This is a genomic window from Rhizobium metallidurans (assembly GCF_014196505.1).
Lineage (GTDB): Bacteria > Pseudomonadota > Alphaproteobacteria > Rhizobiales > Rhizobiaceae > Rhizobium > Rhizobium metallidurans.
On sequence record NZ_JACIDW010000052.1, the window covers coordinates 1 to 3625 of the forward strand.

General features: G+C 64.2%; 5 protein-coding genes. 1 reads left to right on the forward strand and 4 read right to left on the reverse strand.

What is annotated here, in order from left to right; translation table 11 throughout:
• Positions 1–172 precede the first annotated feature (172 nt).
• Positions 173–1108: an AraC family transcriptional regulator gene (locus tag GGQ67_RS24905; protein ID WP_210279792.1), complete on the reverse strand. Its 936-nt coding sequence runs from the start codon at positions 1106–1108 to the stop codon at positions 173–175.
• A gap of 122 nt (positions 1109–1230) precedes the next feature.
• On the opposite strand from GGQ67_RS24905, the gene GGQ67_RS24910 reads away from it, so the two are divergent.
• Entirely contained in the window at positions 1231–2268 is a 1038-nt protein-coding gene (locus GGQ67_RS24910; protein WP_183902786.1) for an SDR family oxidoreductase, read from the forward strand.
• Between the two features lie 38 nt (positions 2269–2306).
• Here the strand turns inward: GGQ67_RS24910 and GGQ67_RS24915 are convergent, their stop codons facing one another.
• The 3 genes from GGQ67_RS24915 to GGQ67_RS24925 all read right to left on the reverse strand — a co-directional run bounded on the left by GGQ67_RS24915 (position 2307) and on the right by GGQ67_RS24925 (position 3437).
• A complete protein-coding gene (locus GGQ67_RS24915; RefSeq protein ID WP_183902787.1) occupies positions 2307–2711 on the reverse strand; it encodes a type II toxin-antitoxin system VapC family toxin in 405 nt (134 codons plus the stop codon).
• Positions 2708–2941 (reverse strand): AbrB/MazE/SpoVT family DNA-binding domain-containing protein, encoded by a 234-nt coding sequence (locus tag GGQ67_RS24920; RefSeq protein ID WP_183902788.1) that lies wholly within the window; start codon positions 2939–2941, stop codon positions 2708–2710. The genes GGQ67_RS24915 and GGQ67_RS24920 overlap by 4 nt, the downstream gene beginning before the upstream one ends.
• A gap of 70 nt (positions 2942–3011) precedes the next feature.
• Complete coding sequence (locus GGQ67_RS24925) at positions 3012–3437, reverse strand: GFA family protein (protein ID WP_183902789.1); 426 nt, start codon at positions 3435–3437, stop codon at positions 3012–3014.
• Positions 3438–3625: the final 188 nt, after the last annotated feature.

Consider the following 3625-nt stretch of genomic DNA (forward strand, 5'->3'; position numbering starts at 1 on the left):
CGTCATTCTCGCCAACACAATCCTCACCCGACAGACCGAATGGACGCCGAAATATGTGAAAGGATGAGACATGGTTGCTCCCCGACGGGGAGAAGTGCCGGAGCGACAGCGAGGCGATGAGGGGGTGGAGCGGAAGCGACGCCCTGAGCGACAAGCGAAGGGCATTCAGCCCTCAATTTTGTTCTTCGAAAACCCCATTCACCGCCACCCTATACGCGGATGGCGATCTGCCGTTCACGCGCTTGAAGGCGTTGCTGAAGGCGCTTTCGGAGGTGTAGCCGAGCGAGCGGGCGACGGAGGCGATGGGGGTGCGGGTTTCGCGCAGTGTCCGTTCGGCAAGGCGCATGCGCCATTCGGTGAGATAGGCGAGCGGGGCGACGCCGGAGACCGACTTGAAATGGACGGCGAACGAGGTGCGCGACATGGCGCAGGCGCCGGCGAGTTCCTCCAGGTGCCAGGGGCGCGACGGCTCGCCGTGCATCAGGCGCAGCGCGGGCGCGATCCTGGGTTCGGCGAGCGCCCTCAGCCAGCCGGCGGGCATGCGGTCGGCGGCGCTCAAGTGCGAGCGCAGGATCTCGATGAAGAGCAGCTGCGTCAGCTGCGCGGAGGCAAGCGCCGCGCCCGGCTGGCCGATGTCGCGCTCCTCGATCAGCCGGTCGAGCAGCCAGCGAAAGATGGCGGCCTGCGGCGAGGCGGCGCGGGTGTGGATCCAGGTGGGCAGGATATCCGACAGCAGGCCGCCTCTCAAAGGATCGAGCGCGACATGGCCGCCGATATGGGCGAAATCATTGCCGTCGCCCAGCGTCATCAGCCGCCGTCCCGTGCCCGTGAAGATGCTCATGGCGTCGATGGGCTGAAGCGCGGGATCGCTTGACAGCACGAAGCTGCGCTTCCTGGCGAGCAGGCCGATATCGCCCTCCTCGAAGCGGATCGGCTCGGCCTCTCCCTCCAGCGTTACCCAGCAGCCGCCTTTCACCACCGCGAAGAACTTGATCTTGTCGCGCCCCGGAAAGGCGATCGACCAGGGACCGCCGGCGGTGAAGCCGCCGGTGACGATCGCCTCGGCTTTCGTCAGGCTCAGGATATCGGAGAAAGGATCGGCCAGCATTATCGAACTATCGCGCACGTCATGCGGATTTTCAAGCATTCACAGTACAGGCTTGGCTGCCTACCTTCCCGTTATCGAGTTCGCCGCGATCCGATGCGGCGGCATGAAGCATGAGGCAAACCATGAAGACTGATAGAAAAGACACGCTCGTTCTCGTCACCGGCGGCACCGGGTTCATCGCGCAATATTGCATGCTGGCGCTGCTGAACGACGGCTATCGCGTGCGCACGACCATTCGTTCGCCGGGGCGGGAGGACGAGGTGCGGGCGCATCTGAAGGTCGGCGGCGTCGATGCCGGCGACCGGCTGTCCTTCGCGATCGCCGATCTCGACCATGACACAGGTTGGGCGGAGGCCGCCGCCGGCTGCACCTATGTGATGCACGGCGCCTCGCCGACGCCATCGGGCGACCAGACGCGCGAGGAGGACTGGATCGAGCCTGCCGTCAACGGCAATCTGAGGGTGCTCAGGGCGGCGCGCGATGCCGGCGTCAGGCGCGTGGTGCTGACGTCGGCCTTCGGCGCCATCGGCGTCGGCCATGGGCCGGACCACCGGCGGCCGTTCGACGAGACCGACTGGAGCAACCTTGAAGGCAATGTGGCGCCCTACCAGAAATCGAAGACGCTGTCGGAGCGCGCCGCCTGGGACTTCATCGCCCGCGAAGGTGGTGGCATGGAGCTTTCGGCGGTCAATCCGGTCGCTGTCTACGGCCCGGTTCTCGGCGCCGACTATTCGCACTCGATCCGGCTGATCGCCAACATGATGAAGGGGCAGCCGGGCTGCGTGAACGTCAACTCCTGCTGCGTCGATGTGCGCGATGTGGCCGACCTGCACCTGCGCTGCATGACCGACCCCGCCGCCAGCGGCGAACGCTTCCTCGCCACCGTCGGCGACAGCCTATGGATGGTCGAGGTCGCGGAACTGCTGCGGCAAAGGCTGGGTGCGGCGGCGGCGAAGGTCTCGACCGATGTCTGGCCCGACGAGCAGGTGCGGATCGCCGGCGAGACGAACGCGCAGCTGAAGGCCGTGGCGCCGCTCCTCAACTACGACATGAACGCGACGGGAAAGAAGGCCGAGCGCCTGCTCGGCTGGGCGCCGCGCTCACGGGAGGAGGCGATCGTTGCCTGCGCCGAGAGCCTTGTTCGGCTTGGGTTGGTGTAGGGGACGATCGGGCATTGCCGCTCTCGTAAAGACACGGTCTACGTCTTGGGCGATATCAGCCTGACACCAGGAAAATAGGTTCGATAGCGGCCGATGTCACGCGTCAGCATCGGCAGGTTCTGAACGGCCGCCTGCGCGCCGATCATGAAATCCGGAAGGACGCCGGTACGCGAGCCGCCAGCACGGCGATAGTCGGTGAAGGCCTTGCCGGCCAGGAAAAGCGCGGCGCGCGGCATCGGCGCCCAAACAAGTTCCGCTGAATCTATGAACGCATCGAGCTCCTCGATGCGTTCATAGCGGACCGCGATTTCGGCGTAGATGACGTCGTTGATCAGCAAGGGGCCTTCCAGGCTTGCCGCCTCGAGCTGGCCTATCGACCAGCTCGCCCATACCGGGTCGTTGGTTACCAGATCAAGCAGGACGTTGGTATCGACAAGTGTCATTCCTCACCACGGGTGAGCGCCATGATCGCATCGGTATCAAGGCCGGCGCCGGCGTGTCCCCGAAGCTTCTCGAAACGGCTGACGGGCTTCTCGCTGTCCGCCCGTGTCAGCACAATGCTGCCGTCCTTGGCTCGGTGAAAATCGACCTGGCTTCCCGCCGTGATGCCAAGCAGATCGCGCACCGCCTTCGGGATCGTTACCTGCCCTTTCGATGTCACTGTGGTCGACATGCTGGGTCCTCGTAATACCTGTCTCTCTTAATGTAATACGCCCGCCGCTTCAGATCAACTTGCCCATCGTTCACTCGAACGGCTCGAACCACAACACACCGGCGACCTCGGAGGTGCCGCCGGCATCGCTCGGATGGGCGATGCCGTTCATGACCTTCACTTCGGCGAAATCGAAGGGGCTGACGCCTTCGATGACGGCGACGTTGACGCCGAACTGGCTGGTGTTGGAGCGGCGCTGGTGATGGGTGTAGATGCCGCAGGTCTTGCAGAAGTAGTGCTTCGCCGTGCCGGTGTGGAACTGGTAGAGCGTCAGATTGTCCTCGCCCTCGACGAACTCGATGTCATCGAGACTGGCGGAGGCGGCGATGGCGCCGCGCATGCGGCAATAGGAGCAGGTGCAGCGACGGATGGTGTTGAACTCATCGGTCAGACGCACCTTGAACTTTACCGTGCCGCAGTGGCAGGCGGCGTTATGCTGGGGTCTTGCGTCGGTCATATCGTGCCCTTGGGTTTGTGCGAGAGACGGTAGAGAAGGGGTGTGTCGACTGCAAGACGGGATGGGATTTTGTGGGTGAGGTTAGCGGGTGAGGCCCCCTCATCCGCCTGCCGGCACCTTCTTGGATGATCAAAATATGAGATAGTTGTTTCTGCCGGGCGGGTGGCCACCCGCCCGGCAGCTGGTTG